The organism is Streptomyces sp. NBC_00513, from assembly GCF_041431415.1.
Lineage (GTDB): Bacteria > Actinomycetota > Actinomycetes > Streptomycetales > Streptomycetaceae > Streptomyces.
Map to the genome: position 1 here is coordinate 2954203 of NZ_CP107845.1, position 20107 is coordinate 2974309.

General features: G+C 71.0%; 12 protein-coding genes. 9 read left to right on the forward strand and 3 right to left on the reverse strand.

Annotation, left to right across the window (positions count from 1 at the left end; genetic code table 11):
• Window positions 1–84: 84 nt before the first annotated feature.
• Window positions 85–1500, forward strand: a complete 1416-nt coding sequence (locus OHA84_RS13800; protein WP_266971491.1) for an amino acid permease — start codon at window positions 85–87, stop codon at window positions 1498–1500.
• Window positions 1501–1740: 240 nt separating this feature from the next.
• Entirely contained in the window at window positions 1741–2397 is a 657-nt protein-coding gene (locus OHA84_RS13805; RefSeq protein ID WP_053674894.1) for a superoxide dismutase, read from the forward strand.
• A gap of 146 nt (window positions 2398–2543) precedes the next feature.
• Here the strand turns inward: OHA84_RS13805 and OHA84_RS13810 are convergent, their stop codons facing one another.
• Window positions 2544–3191, reverse strand: a complete 648-nt coding sequence (locus OHA84_RS13810) for a DsbA family protein (RefSeq protein ID WP_053674892.1) — start codon at window positions 3189–3191, stop codon at window positions 2544–2546.
• Between the two features lie 126 nt (window positions 3192–3317).
• On the opposite strand from OHA84_RS13810, the gene pepN (OHA84_RS13815) reads away from it, so the two are divergent.
• From pepN (OHA84_RS13815) to OHA84_RS13830, 4 genes are all read left to right on the forward strand, one after another.
• Window positions 3318–5873, forward strand: coding sequence for an aminopeptidase N (gene pepN / locus OHA84_RS13815; RefSeq protein ID WP_266971489.1), 2556 nt, complete (start codon window positions 3318–3320; stop codon window positions 5871–5873).
• A gap of 243 nt (window positions 5874–6116) precedes the next feature.
• Window positions 6117–7079, forward strand: a complete 963-nt coding sequence (locus tag OHA84_RS13820; protein WP_053674890.1) for a hypothetical protein — start codon at window positions 6117–6119, stop codon at window positions 7077–7079.
• A 140-nt stretch (window positions 7080–7219) separates the two neighbouring features.
• Window positions 7220–7786: a CGNR zinc finger domain-containing protein gene (locus tag OHA84_RS13825; protein ID WP_053674888.1), complete on the forward strand. Its 567-nt coding sequence runs from the start codon at window positions 7220–7222 to the stop codon at window positions 7784–7786.
• A 274-nt stretch (window positions 7787–8060) separates the two neighbouring features.
• Window positions 8061–11396 carry a S8 family serine peptidase gene (locus tag OHA84_RS13830; RefSeq protein ID WP_053675031.1) on the forward strand — a complete coding sequence of 1112 codons (3336 nt, stop codon included), beginning with the start codon at window positions 8061–8063 and terminating at the stop codon, window positions 11394–11396.
• Between the two features lie 81 nt (window positions 11397–11477).
• Here the strand turns inward: OHA84_RS13830 and OHA84_RS13835 are convergent, their stop codons facing one another.
• Window positions 11478–12962, reverse strand: a complete 1485-nt coding sequence (locus OHA84_RS13835; protein ID WP_266947515.1) for a M28 family metallopeptidase — start codon at window positions 12960–12962, stop codon at window positions 11478–11480.
• Window positions 12963–13224: 262 nt separating this feature from the next.
• On the opposite strand from OHA84_RS13835, the gene OHA84_RS13840 reads away from it, so the two are divergent.
• From OHA84_RS13840 to pepN (OHA84_RS13850), 3 genes are all read left to right on the forward strand, one after another.
• The gene (locus tag OHA84_RS13840; protein ID WP_053674884.1) at window positions 13225–14253 is read left to right on the forward strand and encodes an aspartate-semialdehyde dehydrogenase; all 1029 of its coding nucleotides are present in this window, start codon (window positions 13225–13227) and stop codon (window positions 14251–14253) included.
• Window positions 14254–14556: 303 nt separating this feature from the next.
• Window positions 14557–16305, forward strand: coding sequence for a VCBS repeat-containing protein (locus OHA84_RS13845; protein WP_053674882.1), 1749 nt, complete (start codon window positions 14557–14559; stop codon window positions 16303–16305).
• Window positions 16306–16507: 202 nt separating this feature from the next.
• Window positions 16508–19105 carry an aminopeptidase N gene (gene pepN, locus OHA84_RS13850; RefSeq protein ID WP_053674880.1) on the forward strand — a complete coding sequence of 866 codons (2598 nt, stop codon included), beginning with the start codon at window positions 16508–16510 and terminating at the stop codon, window positions 19103–19105.
• A gap of 96 nt (window positions 19106–19201) precedes the next feature.
• On the opposite strand, the gene OHA84_RS13855 is transcribed toward pepN (OHA84_RS13850), so the two are convergent.
• Entirely contained in the window at window positions 19202–20098 is an 897-nt protein-coding gene (locus OHA84_RS13855; RefSeq protein WP_053674878.1) for a LysR family transcriptional regulator, read from the reverse strand.
• Between the last annotated feature and the right edge of the window lie 9 nt (window positions 20099–20107).

Sequence of the window (20107 nt, forward strand, 5' to 3'; positions counted from 1 at the left end):
ATGCTGGACGGCGAACGTCCGGTTATCGGACGATCGGCAGACTGGGCCCCATCCCGTCCCCGCACCGGACAAGGCACCACCCCCATGAGTCAGAGCACCCTGAACCCGTCCGACCGGCAGTCACCGCCGACCGAACCGGGGTCCTCCCCCCTCGGCAACGGCCTCAAGCAGCGCCACCTCTCGATGATCGCCCTCGGCGGGGTCATCGGGGCCGGGCTCTTCGTGGGCTCCGGGGCCGGCATCGCGGCCGCGGGCCCGTCGATCGTGATCGCGTACGCCGCGTCCGGAATCCTCGTGATGTTCGTGATGCGGATGCTCGGCGAGATGTCCGCCGCCAACCCCGCCTCCGGCTCCTTCTCCGTGCACGCCGACCGCGCCATCGGCCCGTGGGCCGGTTTCACGGCCGGCTGGATGTTCTGGACCCTGCTGTGCGTGGGCGTGGCCATCGAGGCGATCGGCGCGGCGCACATCATGACGGGCTGGTTCCCGGGCACCCCCTCGTGGATGTGGGTGTTGGCGTTCATGGCGCTCTTCTGCGGGTCCAACCTGGCGGCGGTCTCCCACTTCGGCGAGTTCGAGTTCTGGTTCGCCGCCCTCAAGATCGGCGCCATCGCGCTGTTCCTGGGCCTGGGCGTGCTCGCCGTCCTGGGCCTGCTGCCCGGGACCTCCTCCCCCGGCTCCGCCAACCTGGTCCACGACGGCGGCTTCCTGCCCAACGGCATGGACGGCCTACTGGTCGGTCTGCTCGCCTCGGTCGTCGCGTACGGCGGCCTGGAGACGGTGACCATCGCGGCGGCCGAGTCGGAGAACCCCGTCAAGGGCGTCGCCAAGGCCGTGAAGACCACCATGTGGCGGATCGCGATCGTCTACGTCGGCTCGATGCTGGTCATCGTCACCCTGCTGCCGTGGAACGACCCGGCGGTGCCCGAGGACGGACCGTACGCCGCGACCCTGGACCACCTGGGCATCCCCGCGGCCGGCGAGATCATGAACGTGGTCATCCTGATCGCGCTGCTCTCCGCGATGAACGCCAACATCTACGGCTCCTCCCGCATGGCCTACTCGCTGGTCGCCCGCGGGCAGGGCCCCAAGGCGCTCGGCAAGGCCTCCGGGGGCGTGCCCCGGCGCGCGGTGCTCGCCTCCTCGGGCTTCGGCTTCGTCACCGTGCTGCTGTCCTACTGGTACCCGGACACCCTGTTCGCCTGGCTGCTCAACATGGTCGGCGGCGTGATCCTGGTCGTCTGGGGCTTCATCGCCGTCTCCCAGTTCGTGCTGCGCCGCCGGCTGGAGCGGGAGGCCCCCGAGAAGCTGGTCGTGCGGATGTGGGGCTTCCCGTACCTGACCTGGGTGGCGCTGGCCGGGGTCGTCGGCGTGCTGGCGCTGATGGTCCGCGGTGACGACACGCGGGTCCAGGTCCTCTTCACCGGCGGACTGACCGTCGCCCTCGCGGTCACCGGCTATGTGATGCAGCGTCGGGCGGGGTCGCGCGAAACGGTCTGACCCTCCGACACCTCCCGCTCCGCCGCTCCTCCACCGCCGTTCCACCCCCGCTCCACCCCTGGTCGAAGGCCGGGTTCATGCGATCGCATGGGCCCGGCTTTCGGCGTTCCGGCGGTCTTGACAAGAGAGGCAACCCTTACTCGTCGACAGGAATAGATACTGCTAGCGTGCAGTTGCGCATTGATTGCAATAACTGTCGCACCATGAGCGGTTGGCACGCTGAGGGGACCGGATACACGCATGGCCATCTACACGCTTCCTGAGCTTCCGTACGACTACGCGGCGCTGGAGCCGGTGATCAATCCGCAGATCATCGAGCTGCACCACGACAAGCACCACGCGGCCTACGTCACCGGGGCCAACAACACGCTGGAGCAGCTGGCGGAGGCGCGCGACAAGGAGAACTGGGGCGCGCTGAACGGCCTGGAGAAGAACCTCGCGTTCCACCTCTCCGGCCACATCCTGCACAGCATCTACTGGCACAACATGGCCAGCCCGAAGACCGGCGAGGGCGGCGGCGAGCCGACCGCGGCCGACGGCCTGGGCGACCTCACCGACGCGATCACCGAGTCGTTCGGCTCCTTCGCGAAGTTCAAGAAGCAGTTGACCTTCGCCGCGTCCGCCACGCAGGGCTCCGGCTGGGGCGTGCTGGCGTACGAGCCCATCAGCGGCCGACTGATCGTCGAGCAGGTCTACGACCACCAGGGCAACGTCGGGCAGGCCTCCGTGCCGGTCCTCGTGTTCGACGCCTGGGAGCACGCCTTCTACCTTCAGTACAAGAACCAGAAGGTGGACTTCATCGAGGCCATGTGGAACGTCGTCAACTGGCAGGACGTCTCCAAGCGGTACGCCGACGCCAAGGCCAACACCCCGCTGCTGATCCCCGCCAAGGGCTGATCGGCGCCACCGTCCCGTCCGCCTCGTGATCGTCTTCTCAACCTTCACGTGCGGGCGTGTCCAACGGAAAGCCCCCGCGAGGACGTGACTCGCGGGGGCTTTTCGTGGTGTCGGGCCGGCGGACCGGCCGGGTACCGCTCGCGGGACTACTCGAACGACGGGCCCTTGTCGCGGGTCCGCTTGATCTCGAAGAAGCCCGGGGTGGAGGCGACGAGCAGGGTGCCGTCCCACAGGCGGGCGGCGTCCTCGCCGCGCGGGGCGGGCGTGACGACGGGACCGAAGAAGGCGACGTCCTTGCCGTTGTCGCCGGGCACGGAGATCACCGGGGTGCCGACCTCCTGGCCGACCCGGTTGATGCCCTCGTTGTGCGACTCGCGCAGGGCCTCGTCGTACTCGTCGGAGGTTCCGTACGCGGCCAGCTCCACCGGGAGACCGACCTCGGCCAGCGCCTCGGCGATCACCTCGGGGGTGTTGCCGCGACCCTCGTTGTGGATACGGGTGCCGAGCGCCGTGTAGAGCTTGCCGGTCAGCTCGGAGCCGTGCTTCTGCTGCGCCGCTATGACCACGCGGACCGGGATCCAGGCCTCGGGGCCGAGGAGCTTGCGGTAGGACTCGGGCAGCTCGTCCAGCTTGTTCTCGTTGAGCACGCCGAGGCTCATCACGTGCCAGCGGACCTCGACGTCGCGCACCTTCTCGACTTCGAGCATCCAGCGGGACGTCATCCAGGCCCAGGGGCAGAGCGGGTCGAACCAGAAATCGACCGGGGTCTTCTCGCGCACCTGCGTGTCGGGCATGTCTCTCCTCAAGTCACATAAGGCGTCTCTGGTCGTGTTCCCCCTCCCCAACCAGCCCGGGACCCCCCGCATTCCCCCCGTGCGAGGATTCGACGGAAGACGACGATCACGCACGAAGGAGTGCACGTGCCCGGAGAGAATCTGTCCCGTGACGAGGCCCGCGAACGGGCCGCGCTGTTGTCCGTCGACGGGTACGAGGTGGTCCTGGACCTGCGGTCGGCGGTGGACGAGGCCGAGCCGGCCGAGGGCCCCCGGACCTTCCGCTCGGTGACGACGATCCGCTTCCGGGCCGCCGCCGGCTCCACCACGTTCGCGGACCTGATCGCCCCCTCGGTGAACTCCGTGGCCCTGAACGGGACCGAGCTGGACACCGCCGCCGTCTTCGACGGCTCCCGGATCGCCCTGGAGGCACTGGCCGCCGAGAACGTCCTGGTCGTGGACGCGAACTGCGCCTACAGCCGGACCGGCGAGGGCATGCACCGCTTCGTCGACCCCGAGGACGGCGAGGTCTACCTGTACACCCAGTACGAGCCGGCGGACGCCCGGCGGGTGTACGCGAACTTCGAGCAGCCCGACCTGAAGGCCCCGTACCGCTTCGAGGTGACCGCGCCCGAGGGCTGGCAGGTGTGGAGCAACGGCGTCGAGGAGTCCCGCGAGGGGCTGACCCGCCGGTTCGCCGAGACCGCGCCGATCTCCACCTACATCACCTGCGTGGTGGCCGGCCCGTACCACTACGTGACGGACACCTACACGCGCGGGGACCTGACGATCCCGCTCGGCGCGATGTGCCGCAAGGGGCTCGCGAAGCACTTCGACGCGGACGACGTCTTCCTGGTCACCAAGCAGGGCTTCGACCTCTTCCACGAGCTGTTCGACTACCCGTACCCCTTCGGGAAGTACGACCAGGCCTTCGTGCCCGAGTACAACCTCGGCGCGATGGAGAACCCGGGGATGGTGACCTTCCGGGAGGAGTACATCTTCCGCGGGAAGGTCACGCAGGCCTCGTACGAGCGCCGCGCGAACGTCATCCTGCACGAGATGGCGCACATGTGGTTCGGCGACCTCGTCACGATGAAGTGGTGGGACGACCTGTGGCTCAAGGAGTCCTTCGCGGACTTCATGGGCTCCTTCGCGCTCGTCGAGGCCACCCGCTTCGACCAGGCGTGGGTGACCTTCGCCAACAACCGCAAGGCGTGGGCCTACCGGGCCGACCAGCTGCCGTCCACGCACCCGATCACGGCCGACATCCGTGACCTGGAGGACGCGAAGCTGAACTTCGACGGGATCACCTACGCCAAGGGCGCGGCGGTCCTCAAGCAGCTCGTGGCGTACGTGGGCCGGGAGGCGTTCCTGGAGGGCGCGCGGCGCTACTTCAAGGCGCACGCGTACGGGAACACCACCCTGGACGACCTGCTGTCGGTGCTCGGCGAGGTATCCGGGCGGGACATGGCCGAATGGTCGCGTGCCTGGCTCCAGACGGCCGGCGTGAACGCGCTGACGCCGGTGGTGACCCACGACGCGGGCGGCCGGATCACCGAACTCGCGGTGGTGCAGGAGGGCGACGAACTCCGGCCGCACCGGGTCGCGGTGGGCCTGTACCGGATCGAGGACGGCGCCCTGGTGCGCTTCGCGCGCGCCGAGACGGACGTGGCGGGCGCCCGGACGGCCGTGGCCGAACTCGCCGGGCAGGAGCGGGCCGACCTGGTGCTGGTCAACGACGAGGACCTCACCTACTGCAAGATCCGCTTCGACGAGCGCTCACTGTCCACCCTGCGCTCGCACCTGGGCAGCCTGACCGACCCGCTGGCGCGGGCCCTGTGCTGGTCGGCGCTGTGGAACCTGACCCGCGACGGGCTGATGCCGGCCCGGGACTTCGTGTCCCTGGTGCTGGCGCACGCGGGGCGCGAGACGGACGTCGGCGTGCTCCAGCAGCTGCACGCGCAGGCCCTGTCGGCGGTCTCCCACTACGCGGCGGCGGACTGGCGCGAGCAGGGCGGCCGGGTGCTGTCGGCGGTCGCGCTCCAGGAACTGCGGATGTCCGAGCCGGGCTCCGAGTCCCAGTTGACGTGGGCCCGGTTCTTCGCGGCGAGCGCGGCGACCGAGGGCGACTTCCAGTTGCTGCTGGGGCTGATGGACGGTTCGGCGCGGATCGACGGGCTGGACGTGGACCAGGAGCTGCGCTGGGACTTCCTGCTGCCGCTGGCGACACACGGGGCGGTGGACGAGGCGGCCCTGACCGCGGAACTCGCCCGCGACGACACGGCGTCGGGCAAGCGGCACCAGGTCCGGTGCCTGGCGGCGCGCCCGTCGGCCGCGGTCAAGGACCAGGCGTGGGCCGCGGTCGTGGAATCGGACGCGCTGTCGAACGCGCTGGTCGAGGCGACCATCTCCGGTTCCCAGCAGTCCTCGCAGCGGGGGCTGTTGGCCCCGTACGTGGGCCGCTACTTCGAGGCCATCGAGCGGGTGTGGGCCGACCGTTCGATCCAGATCGGCATGCACGTGGTGAAGGGGATGTACCCGTCCCTCCAGGACTCGCAGAGCACGGTCGACGCCACCGACGCGTGGCTGGCCGCACACGAGTCGGCCCCGCCGGCGCTGCGCCGACTGGTCCTGGAGTCCCGCGACGACCTGGCCCGTGCCCTGCGCGCCCAGGCCTGTGACGCGGCGGCGACGACGGCTTAGGCCCCGCGCCGCCCCGGAACCCGCGCCCGCCTCGTACGCGAGGCGGGCGCGGGCAGGTCGCGGGCCGGGCGGGGGCCGGGCGGCGGGCCTGGGCCGGCGCCCGGATCCGCGCAGGTGAACGGCCTCGGACGAACGGCGCTATCGGCAGTCGAACGTCCGTACTTTAGTGCGGTGTTGTCCCGATTTGTCGACGGGACTGTAACAAGGGTTAGCGGGCGCCCGCCGTGCGGGAACCTCCGGCACATGAACCACAACACGCCCCTCCCCCTCGCCCACCTCACCGGCAGCCGTCCCCGCGTGCTCACCCTCGCGCAGCTCCGCGAGCACGGCGTCAGCGCCTCCGACGCCGCCGGGCGGCCCTGGCGGCAGATCCTGCCCGGGGTGTTCCTGCTCCACTCGGGCGCCGCGACCAGCGAGGAGCGACTGCACGCGGCGCTGCTCTACGCGGGCCGCCGCGCCGCCGGCGAGGCCATGATCACCGGCATGGCGGCCCTGGCCCTGTACCGGTTCACCTCCGCTCCCCCGCTCGCCGGACTCCCGCACATCGACGTGCTCGTACCCGGCACCCGCCGGCTGCGCTCCACCGGCGACGTGCGGATCCTGCGGTCCCACACCCCGCCCCGGCCACAGGAGGTGTCCGGCCTCCCCCTGGCCCCCGTCGCCCGGGCCGTCGCCGACGCCGTCGCCCGGATCTCCGACGCCGGGGTCGTACGCCGCCTGCTGAGCGAGGCGGTGCGCGGCGGGCACTGCGAACCGGCCGCCGTCGTCCGGGAGCTGACCGTGGCCCGGCTGCTGAACCGGCCCCACGTGGTCGACGCCGTCGAATCCCTGCTCGCCGAGGGCCGGGCCATCGCCGAGGACCGGCTGTACCAGCTCGTTCGGGGCCACGGCCTGCCCGAGCCCGTCTGGAACGTGGACCTGCGGCTGCCCGGCGGCCCGCACCTCGGCGGGGTCGACGCGTACTGGCCCGAGCAGGCCGTCGCCATCGAGATCGACACCCGCGCCCCGCGCCAGGACCAGGACGAGGAGTGGGCGGAGTGCGTCCGCAAGCGGGAGGCGCTGGAGCGGCTCGGGGTGACCGTCCTGCACCTCACCCCCCGCAAGCTCCGCGACTGGCCCGAACAGCAGGCCTCGGTGGTACGGACGGCCCTGACGGCGTCGGGAGACCGCGAGCCCGCGGCCTACCTGGTCGTCCTCCCCCGGTGAGCGCGGAACGCCCGAGCGCCCGAGTACGGGACGGCACCCGAGTGCGGGACGGCGTCCGAGCCCCGTACGCGGGACCACCGGCGGGGCGGAGCGGTCACGTACCCTCGCAGGGTTGGCGAGGGGCGGCGGGAGGCGAGGACATGACGACAGGGACCGGGGCGGACCCGCGCCCCCTGACCGGCGAGCCGGTCTCGCTCGACCTGCTGAACACCCGCTGGGTCGAGGACGGGGAGCCCGTCGACCTCTTCGCGGGCGCCGCCGGGCTGACCCGGGTGCAAGGGCTCGCGGTCTGGCTGGAGAGCGCCGGTCTGGCCGACCGCTTCCGAGCCGACGCCGCGACCCTCGTCCACCTGCTGACCGCCCGCGAGGCCCTGACGCGGGCGGTAGCGGATCCGGCCGACGCGAGCGCGCGGGCCCTGCTCGACGCCGTGTTGGAGCACGGCCGGATCCGGATCACCTTCACCGCCGAAGGCGCGGGCGAGCGCGCCGAGTTCGCCGATCCGACCTGGGGCCCGGCCTGGATCGCCGTCCGCGGCCACCTGGACCTGGCGGCCGGCGCCGCGGATCGGATCCGCGTGTGCGCCTCGCCGACGTGCGGGCTGCACTTCCACGACGTCTCGCGCGACGGCACCCGACGGTGGTGTTCGACGGCGTGCGGCGACCGCGTCGAGGGCCCGCGACACAACGCGCGCACGCGCGAGCGCTGAACGCTCGAAAGTTGTCACACCTGCCCCACGGCTGAAGTCCACCGTGATGCCGACATGCGACCGGTAAGTCGATAAATCCACTCTCTGACCCCTGCGATGCGTCCCGCTATGCCCTGGTCCGGGGCCCATGGCGGGTTCCGCGCGCCGGCGGGAGTCCGCCATGTCAGGTCTCGGTCAATGACAACACTCCCCAAACAGCTGTCACTTGCGCAAAGCTGACCGGTCATCCGGCACCGAAATCCGGACCGTATCTTTCACTTAGCCAGGGATGCTGATGACCCTCGAATCCCCCAGCTCCACGCCCGGGGCCATACCCGGCGCCAGACGCGTCGCCCGCGTCGCGGCCGCCGCAGGCCTGGTGGCCGCGCTCTGCGCGACCGGAGCCGTTCCCGTCTTCGCCGCGACGGGAGCCACTGACCCCGGCTCCTCCGCGCCGGTCAAGTCCGCGGACCAGAAGCTCGGTTCGGCCGACGCCGAACTGCTCCAGGAGGCCAAGGCCAAGGGTGACAAGAACGTCACCGTCATGGTCGCGACCGCCCCGGGCGAGACCAAGCAGGTCGCACAGCAGCTCGACGCCGTCCAGGGCGCCTCGGTGGGCCGGACGTACGACAAGCTGGGCTACGTACGCGCCACCCTGCCGACCGACAAGGCCGAGGCCGCGCTGAAGGCGGCCGGCAAGCTGTCCTCGGTGCACGGCATCGACCTGCGGCACGAGATCCAGCTCCCGGACCCGCGTCCCGACGCGGGCAAGGAGACCGGCAAGGCCAAGAAGACCGCGGCCGAGACCTACCCGGCGCCGGGCAAGGACACCCCCGCGAAGAACCCGTACAACCCGTCCTTCGAGACCGGCGCGGTGGACTTCGTCAAGAAGAACCCGAAGGCCGACGGCCGCGGCGTGACCATCGGCATCATGGACTCGGGTGTCGACCTCGGCCACCCGGCCCTGCAGAAGACCACCACCGGCGAGCGCAAGATCGTCGACTGGGTCACCGCGACCGACCCGATCACGGACAACGACGCCACCTGGCGCGCCCAGATCACCCCGGTCACCCCCGCCGGCGGCAGCTTCACCGCGGGCGGCCAGAGCTGGAAGGCCCCCGAGGGCACCTTCCAGTGGAGCCGCTTCAGCGAGTCGATCACCGCGACCGGCGACGCCAAGGGCGACGTCAACCGCGACGGCGACACCACCGACCGGTTCGGCCTGCTCTACGACCCGGTCGCCGGGACCGTCCGCGTCGACACCGACCAGGACGGCGACTTCACGAACAACGAGCCGATGAAGCCGTACAAGGACGGCTACCAGATCGGCTACTTCGGCACGGACAACCCGGCGACCGATGTCGCCGAGCGCATCCCGTTCGTGATCGAGATCCGCAAGGACGTCCCGATGGACCCGCTGGGCGGTGACTGGGTCGGCAAGAAGGCCGACTTCGTCAACGTCGGGATCATCGAGTCCGAGCACGGCACGCACGTCGCCGGCATCACCGCCGCCAACAGCCTCTTCGGCGGCAAGATGAACGGCGAGGCGCCCGGCGCCAAGCTCGTCTCCTCGCGCGCCTGCTCCTGGTCGGGCGGCTGCACCAACATCGCGCTGACCGAGGGCATGATCGACCTCGTCGTCAACCGCGGCGTGGACATCGTCAACATGTCGATCGGCGGCCTGCCGGCGCTGAACGACGGCAACAACGCGCGCTCCGAGCTCTACAAGAACCTCATCGACACCTACGGTGTCCAGCTCGTCATCTCGGCGGGCAACGAGGGCCCCGGTGTCAACACCATCGGCGACCCCGGTCTCGCGGACAAGGTCATCTCCGTGGGTGCCGCCGTCTCCAAGGACACCTGGGCCGCCAACTACGGCTCCGGCGTGAGCAAGAAGTACAACATGTTCCCGTTCTCCTCGCGCGGTCCGCGTGAGGACGGCGGCTTCACGCCGACCATCACCGCCCCCGGCGCGGCCATCAACACCACCCAGACCTGGCTGCCCGGCTCCCCGGTGGCCGAGGCGGGCTACACCCTGCCGGCCGGCTACTCCATGCTCCAGGGCACCTCGATGTCCTCGCCGCAGGCGACGGGCGCGAGCGCCCTGCTGATCTCGGCCGCCAAGCAGCAGCACATCGCGCTGACCCCGGCGAGCCTGCGGGTGGCGCTCACCAGCACCGCGAAGAAGATCGCCGACGTCCCGGCGCACGCCCAGGGCTCCGGTCTGATCGACGTCGTCGGCGCGTGGGAGTCCATCCAGCGCAACGCCAAGGCCGAGGAGTTCACGGTCAAGGCCCCGGTCGACACCGCGATCGACCAGTTCCTGAAGACCCCGGGCTTCGGCACCGGCGTCTACGACCGCGAAGGCGGCCTGAAGGTCGGCCAGAAGAAGGTCTACGACGTCGTCGTCACCCGCACCACGGGCGTCAAGTACGGCACCCGGCACGACCTGACCTGGCGCAACAACGACGGGACCTTCAAGGTCATCGGCGGCTACGACTACGTCACGCTGCCGCTGAACAAGCCCGTCACCATCAAGGTCGAGGCCAACGCCAAGTCGGCCGGCGTCCACAGCGGCATCCTGCAGCTCGACGACCCGACCACCGAGGGCATCGACAAGCAGATCCTCACCACGGTCGTCGCCGCCACCCCGCTGGCGAAGCCGTCCTTCACGCTGTCGGACACCTCCTCGGTGCAGCGCAACAGCCACAAGTCGTACTTCGTGACGGTCCCGCAGGGCGCCAAGACCCTTGAGGTCGCCCTGGGCGGTCTGAAGGACGGCAGCCAGACGCGCTTCATCTCGATCCACCCGTACGGCGTGGGCGTCGAGGACAGCGCGACGACCCAGTGCTACCCGAACTACAACAACCCGGCGAACACCTGCCGCCCCGACCTGCGGTCGTACGCCGAACCGCAGCCCGGTGTCTGGGAGATCGAGGTCGAGTCGCGTCGCACGTCGCCGCTGCTCGACAACCCGTACAAGCTGGACGTCTCCGTCCTCGGCGCGGTCTTCGACCCGGCCGTCAAGGTGCTGCCCGAGGTCAAGCAGGGCACCCCGGCGCCGGTCCAGCTGACCGTCAAGAACGAGGCCGCGGCCATCTCCGGCGGCAAGCTCCAGGGCGGCCCGCTCGGTTCCGCGAAGGTCGCCAAGCCGACCATCGCCGCCGGTGAGACCCAGACCAGCGAGGTCACGATCGGCGAGGGCGTCTCCCGCCTCGACGTCGCGATCGGCAAGGTCTCCGACACCGGTGCGGACCTCGACCTCGAGGTCTACAAGGACGGCGTCAAGGTCGGCACCTCCGCCGACGGCGACTCCGAGGAGGCCGTGAGCCTGGTCAACCCGGCCGCCGGCACCTACTCCGTGAAGGTCATCGGCTACGCGATCCCGGCCGGTACCACCACGTACGACTACCGCGACGTGTTCTTCTCGGCCGCCCTGGGCTCCGTCCAGGTCGACGAGGCCGCCGCGGTGAACCTCGCCACCGGCGCCTCCGCGCAGGTCTCGGCGAACGTCCTGGTCAACAGCGCGGCTCCCGAGGGCCGTCAGTTCTTCGGCCAGGTCAAGCTGCTCAACGCCCGCGGCACCGCCGCCGGCACCGGCAGCGTGCAGATCGAGAAGGTCCTGCCGTAACGGCGACCGGCTGATCGCATGACGGAGGGGCGGGCGCTCGAACCGAGCGCCCGCCCCTTCGGCGTTCCCGCCGCCCCGGGCCTACCTGCCCAGCGACCTCAGGTCGGCGGCGTAGGTGCCGACCGCGTGCGCGATCACGTCGAGGTTCGTGTCGAAGGCCTTGAGGTCCACGTTCTTCAGCGTGTCCCCCGCCCCGTGGTAGTTCGGGTCGTACGGGGCGCCGGCCGTGCCGCCGTACCGCTTGGCCTGCTCGGGCGTCTTGATCCCCTCGGCGCCGGTGAACGTGCCGCCGGCCGGGATGCCGTTCGCGATGAACGGGCCGTAGTCGGAGCGGCCGTCGAAGTCGCTGCCCTCGTGCGGCTTGCCCTTCCTGTCGAGGAAGCCGTTGATCAGGGACTCGATCTGCGCGGACCCGGCCGGACCGGCGCCCTCGCCCGTCTTGTCCGAGTCGTCGCCGTCATAGACGAACTGCGCCGGGTTCGGGGAGGCGATCATGTCGAAATTCAGGTAGAGGGCGATGTCCTTCTTCTGCTTCTCGGACAGGCTCGCCACGTAGTGCTCCGAACCCAGCAGCCCGAGCTCCTCGGCCGACCACCACGCGAAGCGGACCTTGTTGGCGGGCTGTCCGCCCTTCCCGCCGCGCGTCTCCTCGGCCAGCTTCAGGGCGACCTCCAACAGACCCGCCGAGCCGGAGCCGTTGTCGTTGATGCCCGGGCCCTCGGGAACCGAGTCCAGATGGGCCCCGACGGTGACGACGCGGTCGGAGCGGCCGCCCCTGGTCTCCGCGATCACGTTCCGGGTGGTCTTCTTGACGTGCTCCTGGTCCAGGTCCAGGCGGATCGTCACCTCGCCCGCGGCGGCCGACGCGGCGAGCGCCTCACCGTCGGCCAGGCTGATGCCCGCGCTCGGCACGAGTCCCTCGGCGGGCGAGGAGAAGGTGCCGCGCACCGGGGTGGTGCCGCTGTGGTTGTAGACGATCAGCCCGGCCGCGCCGGCCGCCACGGCCGCCTTCTCCTTCTCGAAGAAGGTGCACGCGCCTCTCTTGACCAGGGCGATCTTTCCGGCGAAGGAGCCCGCCGCGTAGTCCTCGGCCTCGCAGCCGGGGGTCTCGTCGACCCGGGCGAGGGCGAGCGGGGCGGTGAGCCCGCCGGCCGGGGTGGACCGGGTGAAGGTGAAGGCGGCGGTGGCGAGCTCGCGGCCCCCGGCGCCGACGACGGTGGCCTTCTCCGTCCTGGTGTGGGCCTCGTGGATGTCGAAGTCCTGGTACGAGACCCGGTAGCCGGCCTTCTTGAGCGTGTCGTGGACGTACGCGGCGGACGCCGCGTGGCCCGGCGTGCCCGCGGCCCGGTTGCCGCCGTTGGCGTCGGCGATCTGCTGGAACCTGGCCAGGTGCCGGTAGGCCCCGCGGGCGGTGACCTCCTCGACCAGTTCCTTGGCCAAAGCTCCCTGGCGCGGCCCGTGGGCGTTCGCCGGGGTGGAGGTGAGCAGGACGGATGCGGCGACGGCGACGGCCGCGAGGGCGGCCGGCGCCGGTATGGGCCCGCGGCGGTGGCGGATGGCTCGCACGATGGTTCTCCCCGAGTCAGTCGTTTCGATGTCCGATACGCCGTGTCCGGATAACGGTCACGGCCCGATCGGACGCTAATCGGCTCTGAGCTGGGTAAACGGCCCTTTCGAGGTGGTGCAACACACCCGCCACGGAGTCGTCACGGGGGTTCACATTCAGGACACCGTCCGCACCTCGGACAATGGATTGGACAAGGCTCGTGGGGTCGAACGCATGATGGCTCCACGCGCGCCCGCGTCGTACGTACCAAGAGGAGTCACCGTGAGGGTCGGAATCGTCGGAGCCACCGGACAGGTCGGCGGAGTCATGCGCGGCATCCTCGCCGAGCGCAAGTTCCCGGTGGACGAGCTGCGGCTGTTCGCCTCGGCCCGTTCGGCGGGCTCGACGCTGGAGTGGGAGGGCCGCGAGATCACCATCGAGGACGCCTCCACGGCCGACTACTCGGGCCTGGACATCGTGCTCTTCTCCGCCGGCGGCGCCACCTCCAAGGCCCTCGCCGAGAAGGTCGCCTCCCAGGGCGCCGTCGTGATCGACAACTCCTCGGCCTGGCGCAAGGACCCCGAGGTCCCCCTCGTCGTCTCCGAGGTCAACCCGCACGCGATCAAGAACCGCCCCAAGGGCATCATCGCGAACCCGAACTGCACCACCATGGCCGCCATGCCCGTGCTGCGCCCCCTGCACGACGAGGCCGGCCTGACCGCGCTGATCGCCACCACCTACCAGGCCGTCTCCGGCTCGGGCGTCGCGGGTGTCGCGGAGCTCGACGGCCAGGTCAAGGCCGTCGCGGGCGAGGCCACCGCGCTGGTGCACGACGGCGAGGCCGTGGCCTTCCCCGAGCCGGGCGTCTACAAGCGTCCGATCGCCTTCAACGTGCTGCCGCTCGCGGGCTCGATCGTCGACGACGGTTCCTTCGAGACCGACGAGGAGCAGAAGCTCCGCAACGAGTCCCGCAAGATCCTCGAACTCCCGGAGCTCAAGGTCTCGGGCACCTGCGTGCGCGTGCCGGTCTTCTCCGGCCACTCGCTCCAGGTCAACGTCCGCTTCGCGCGACCGCTGAGCGTCGAGCGCGCCTACGAGCTGCTGGCGGACGCCCCGGGCGTCGAGCTCTCCGAGATCCCGACCCCGCTCCAGGCCGCCGGCAAGGACGCCTCGTACGTGGGTCGCATCCGCACCGACGAGACGGCCGAGAACGGCCTGGCGCTGTTCCTCTCGAACGACAACCTCCGCAAGGGCGCGGCGCTGAACGCCGTCCAGATCGCCGAGCTGGTCGCCGAGGAGCTGCGCGGCTGATCCGCCCGCCCCGTCGTACGACGCCGGCCCGTCCCACCGCCTCGGTGGGGCGGGCCGGCGTCGTGTCCGACCCCGCGTCGTATCGGCCCTCGTGTCGGCCCTCGTATCGGACCGCCCCTTCCCGAGTATCGGAACGCCCCCTTCCCGACCCGATTGTCACCGGCCCGTCACAGCGCCGTCACCGCGCCGCCGCAGCACCACCCGGCCCTCAAAACCCCCTTCCACCAGGGGTTTTGCATGATCTAGATTTCATCTTGCCTCCCAGGGGGGGAGGTCGAGACAGCAGTCCTGGGGGACACTTTCATGAACGCCCGCACCACCTCTCGCCGCTTGCGCGTACTCACCTGCACCGCCCTCGCCCTGGCCACCGGGATGATCACCGCCGGGCAGGCCCTCGCCTCCGAGCCGCCGGTGGTCCCCGGCAAGTCGACCGCCGCCGCACAGGCCGTCCCGCAGCCGGGCGGCGCCGTCGCCGCCCCGAAGGCCAAGACCGCCGGCAAGGCCGCGGCGGCCGTCTCCCCGCGCCTGGACATCGACGGGAACGGCAAGGACGACTTCCTCCTGCGCAACGTGTGGGGCGGCTGGTCGGTGCGCTACGACTCCGGCGCCACCGCCGAGTTCCCGATCACCGGGGAGATCAAGAACGTCGACGAGCACAAGGAGGTCGTGCCGGTCGGCGACCTCGACGGGAACGGCAGCCCCGAGCTCCTGACCATCAACACCCAGGGCGGCATCCAGCTGCACACCGCGACCACGCACGGCTCCACGCCGACCGGCTGGGCGTCCGGCGGCTGGCACGTGTTCAACAAGGTGGCGGGTGCGGGCGACCTGACCGGCGACGGCCACCCGGACCTGCTGGCCCGTACGACCAAGGGGCAGCTCTTCCTCTACCCGGGCACCGGCAAGGCGGACACGACCAGCCCTTACGCGGACCCGATCGAGGTCAAGGGCGGCCATTGGAACCTCTTCAACCTCGTCACGGGCTACGACTTCGACAAGGACGGCCTGGCCGACCTGATCATGCGGGGCTCGGACGGCCTGCTGTACTTCAAGCCCGCCACCGGCAAGACCGACGCCCCGTTCGGTGACGCCGTTCCGATCGGCCACGGCTGGCAGCAGTTCGACCAGGTCCTCGCCCAGGGCGACAAGGACGGCAACGTCCGGCTCCTGGCCCGCAAGAACGACGGCGGCGCCTTCGTCTACACGAGCCTCGGCAACGGCAGGCTGGACCAGACCGGCAGCTACGACCTGGAGTTCCCGCACTTCCTCGGCTTCGCCGGTGACGACTCCCCGAACGGCGCCTACGGCAAGAAGAGCCTGATCGCCCGTGAAGCCGGCGGCTCCATTTCGGCTTACCGCTCCAGCGGCCGCGACGGCTTCGAGGGGCCGACCGGTTACTACGCGTTCAGCCGGCCGCCGAGCAGCACCGACACCCTGATCCACACCTCGGGGCTCGGCACCAACCCGAACGGCAACGTCCTCAAGGTCACCGCCGGTGGTCAGCTGTGGGCGCTGCACGAGAAGGGCGATGTGAACCTGGGCTCCGGCTGGGGCATCTACAACACCGTCATCGGCGTCGGTGACCTGACCGGGGACGGCCGCGGCGACCTGCTGGCCCGTGAGAAGGGCGGCGACCTGTACCTGTACCCGGGTCGCGGCACCGGCACCGGCTTCTACAACCGCCTCAAGGTCGGCAGCAGCTGGAACTCCCTGGACCGGATCACCGGGGCCGGCGACATGACCGGCGACGGCATCCCCGACCTGGTCGGCCGCGGCACCGACGGTCGCCTGTGGCTGTACCAGGGCACCCACGACACGGCCGTGCCGTTCGCGCGGCCGGTCCAGGTCGGCAGCGGCTGGAAGGACATGACCGCGATCGTCTCCCCCGGCGACCTGAACGCCGACGGCCTGTCCGACCTGGTCGCCCGCGACTCCCAGGGCAAGCTCTGGCTGTACACGGCGAGCGGCCTCACCCCGACCGTCCCCGATGCCACCTTCGAGCCCCGCACCGCCCTGGGCTCGGGCTGGAACCTGTTCACCGACCTGGTCTGATCCGGTCGATCCCCCCACCGCGGGCGACGCCCCGGTGCCCCCTCTCACCGCGCCCCACCTGATTCCTCCGGTGGGGCGCGGTGCCGTGCCGGGACGAAACCCCCGAAAGGGGATGCCGCGTTCGCCCGTGGATTAGTCCGGGGCGGTTGCGCCGCGCGCGTGGAAGGATGGCGGGGCAACGACCATCGAAGGAGATGAACGCGTGCCTGGCACGAACCTGACCCGTGAAGAGGCCCAGCGGCGAGCGAAGCTGCTGACCGTCGACTCGTACGAGATCGAACTCGATCTCAGCGGTGCGCAGGAGGGCGGCACCTACCCCTCCGTGACCACCGTGCGGTTCGACTCCGCCGAGGCGGGCGCCGAGACCTTCATCGACCTGGTCGCGCCGGCCGTGCACGAGGTCGTGCTGAACGGCAAGGCACTGGACGTGGCCGCGGTCTTCCGGGACTCCCGGATCGAGCTGGACCACCTCGTCGCCGGGGCCAACGAGCTCCGGGTCGTCGCGGACTGCGCCTACACCAACACCGGTGAGGGCCTCCACCGCTTCGTCGACCCGGTCGACCAGCAGGCCTACCTGTACACCCAGTTCGAGGTGCCGGACGCGCGGCGGGTCTTCGCCAGCTTCGAGCAGCCCGACCTGAAGGCGACGTTCCGGTTCACCGTGACGGCCCCCGAGGGCTGGACGGTCATCTCGAACTCCCCGCGGGACATTCCCGAGGGGGCGGAGGCCGCGGACGTCAAGGACGACGTCTGGCGCTTCGAGCCGACCCCGCGGATCTCCTCGTACATCACCGCGCTGATCGTCGGGCCGTACCACGCCGTCCACAGCTCGTACGAGGGTCCGAACGGGCAGTCGGTGCCGCTCGGCATCTACTGCCGGCCCTCGCTCGCCGAGTTCCTCGACGCGGACGCCATCTTCGACGTCACGCGGCAGGGCTTCGACTGGTTCCAGGAGAAGTTCGCGTACGACTACCCCTTCGCGAAGTACGACCAGCTCTTCGTGCCGGAGTTCAACGCGGGCGCCATGGAGAACGCGGGCGCGGTCACCATCCGCGACCAGTACGTCTTCCGCTCGAAGGTGACGGACGCGGCGTACGAGGTGCGCGCCGAGACCATCCTGCACGAGCTCGCGCACATGTGGTTCGGCGACCTGGTCACCATGGAGTGGTGGAACGACCTGTGGCTGAACGAGTCGTTCGCGACGTACACCTCGATCGCCTGCCAGGCGTACGCCGAGGGCTCGAAGTGGCCGCACGCGTGGACCACGTTCGCGAACTCCATGAAGACCTGGGCGTACCGGCAGGACCAGTTGCCGTCCACGCACCCGATCATGGCGGACATCCGTGACCTGGACGACGTGCTCGTCAACTTCGACGGGATCACGTACGCCAAGGGCGCCTCGGTGCTCAAGCAGCTCGTCGCCTACGTCGGCATGGACGCCTTCTTCAAGGGTGTGCAGGCGTACTTCAAGGCGCACGCGTTCGGGAACACCCGCCTGTCCGACCTGCTGGGCGCGCTGGAGGAGACCTCCGGCCGCGACCTGACCGCCTGGTCGAAGGCGTGGCTGGAGACGGCCGGCATCAACATCCTGCGTCCGGAGGTCGAGACCGACGCGCAGGGCGTCATCACCTCCTTCGCCGTCCGCCAGGAGGCGCCCGCGCTGCCCGCCGGCGCCAAGGGCGAGCCGGTGCTGCGCCCGCACCGGATCGCGGTCGGCCTGTACGACCTGCGCGACGGCCTGCTGGTCCGCTCGGACCGGATCGAGCTGGACATCGACGGCGAGCTGACGGCGGTGCCGGAGCTGGTGGGCCGCGCCCGCCCGACGGTGGTGCTGCTCAACGACGACGACCTGTCCTACGCGAAGGTCCGCCTGGACGACATCTCGCTGGCCAACGTCACCGCGCACCTGGGCGACTTCACCGAGTCCCTGCCGCGCGCCCTGTGCTGGGCCTCGGCGTGGGACATGACGCGGGACGGCGAACTGGCCACCCGCGACTACCTGGCGCTGGTGCTGTCGGGCATCGGCAAGGAGTCGGACATCGGTGTGGTGCAGTCGCTGCACCGCCAGGTGAAGCTGGCCATCGACCTGTACGCCGACCCGGCGTGGCGGGAGCAGGGCCTCGCCGACTGGACCGAGGCCACGCTGGAGCACCTGCGGTCGGCCGCACCGGGCAGTGACCACCAGCTGGCCTGGGCCCGTGCCTTCGCGGCGACGGCCCGGACCGAGGGACAGCTGACGTACCTGTCGGCGCTGCTCGACGGCTCCGCGGAGATCGAGGGCCTGGCCGTCGACACCGAGCTGCGGTGGGCGTTCCTGGAGCGCCTGGTCGTCACGGGCGTCCTCGACGAGCCGGCCATCGCGGCCGAGCTGGAGCGGGACGCCACCGCGGCGGGCGAGCGCCACGCGGCCACCGCCCGGGCGGCGCGTCCGACGGCGGAGGCCAAGGCACAGGCGTGGGCCTCGGTCGTCGAGGGCGACTCGCTGCCCAACGCGGTGCAGGAGGCGGTGATCGGCGGCTTCGTGCAGACCGATCAGCGTGAGCTCCTCGCCCCGTACACCGAGAAGTACTTCGCGGTGGTCAAGGAGGTCTGGGACACCCGGAGCCACGAGATCGCCCAGCAGATCGCGGTGGGCCTGTACCCGGCGCTCCAGGTCTCCGAGGAGACCCTGACCGCGACGGACGCCTGGCTGGCCTCGGCCGACCCGGGCGCGGGTCTGCGCCGGCTGGTCTCGGAGTCCCGTTCGGGTGTCGAGCGGGCGCTGAAGGCCCAGGCGGCGGACGCGGCCGCCGCGTCCTGACGCCGCGGCCCGACCGACGAGGGGCGTCCCCGGTGCGCGACACGCGTACCGGGGGCGCCCCTCGCGCGTGGCCGCCGGGGCGTGGGCGCCGGAGCTTCAGGACGCCGGGACGGCTCTGAGCGCGGCCAGTACGTGGGCCAGCGCCGGCGCCGACGCGGAGCCGCGCCTCAGGGCCGCGACCACGTGCCGGGTCGGCCGGTCGTGGGCCAGCACCCGGACGGCGACGCCGGATGCGCGGCCCGTCACCATGCGCGGGACGAGCGCCACGCCCATGCCGGCCTCGACCATGGCGAGGATGGCCGTCCAACCCGACGCGGAGTGGGCCTGTTCGGGGACGAACCCGGCGGCCTCGCACGCGTTGCGGGTGATCTCCGACCAGGGCCCGCTGCCCCCGTAGATCCACCGGTCCCCGGACAGGTCGGCCAGTCGCACGGCCGGCGCGGCCACCAGCGGGTGGTCGGGGGGCAGGGCCACGTCCAGCGGGTCCTCCAGCAGTGTGACCCGGGTGAAACGGGGGTCACGGGCGGTCGGGGCATGGGCCGCGAGGGAGAGCGCCAGGTCGACGGCGCCCGCGGACAGCAGCTCGTACGATTCGGCGGCCTCGGTCTCCCGGACGCGCACCTCCACGCCGGGGTGGGTCCGGCGAAGGGCGGCGACGGCCGGGACGACGAGGACGGGCACGGCGGTGGAGAAGGCGCCGATCCGGACCTCGCCCGCATCCCCCGACAGGTAGCCGGCGAGTTCGGCGTCGGCTCGTTCGAGCTGGGCGAACACGGCCTCGGCGTGCCGCAGGACCAGGTGCGCGGCGTCGGTGAGCCGCACCCCGCGCCCCTGGGCCTCCAGTAGTGGAACCCCCAACTGCCGGGCGAGGTTGGTCAGCTGCTGCGAAACGGCCGAGGGCGTCATGTGCAGCGCCTCGGCCGTCGCGGTCACGGTGCCCCGGTCGGCCAGGGTCCGCAGGATCCGCAGCTTCTTGATGTCCCACTCGATCATGGGACCGAA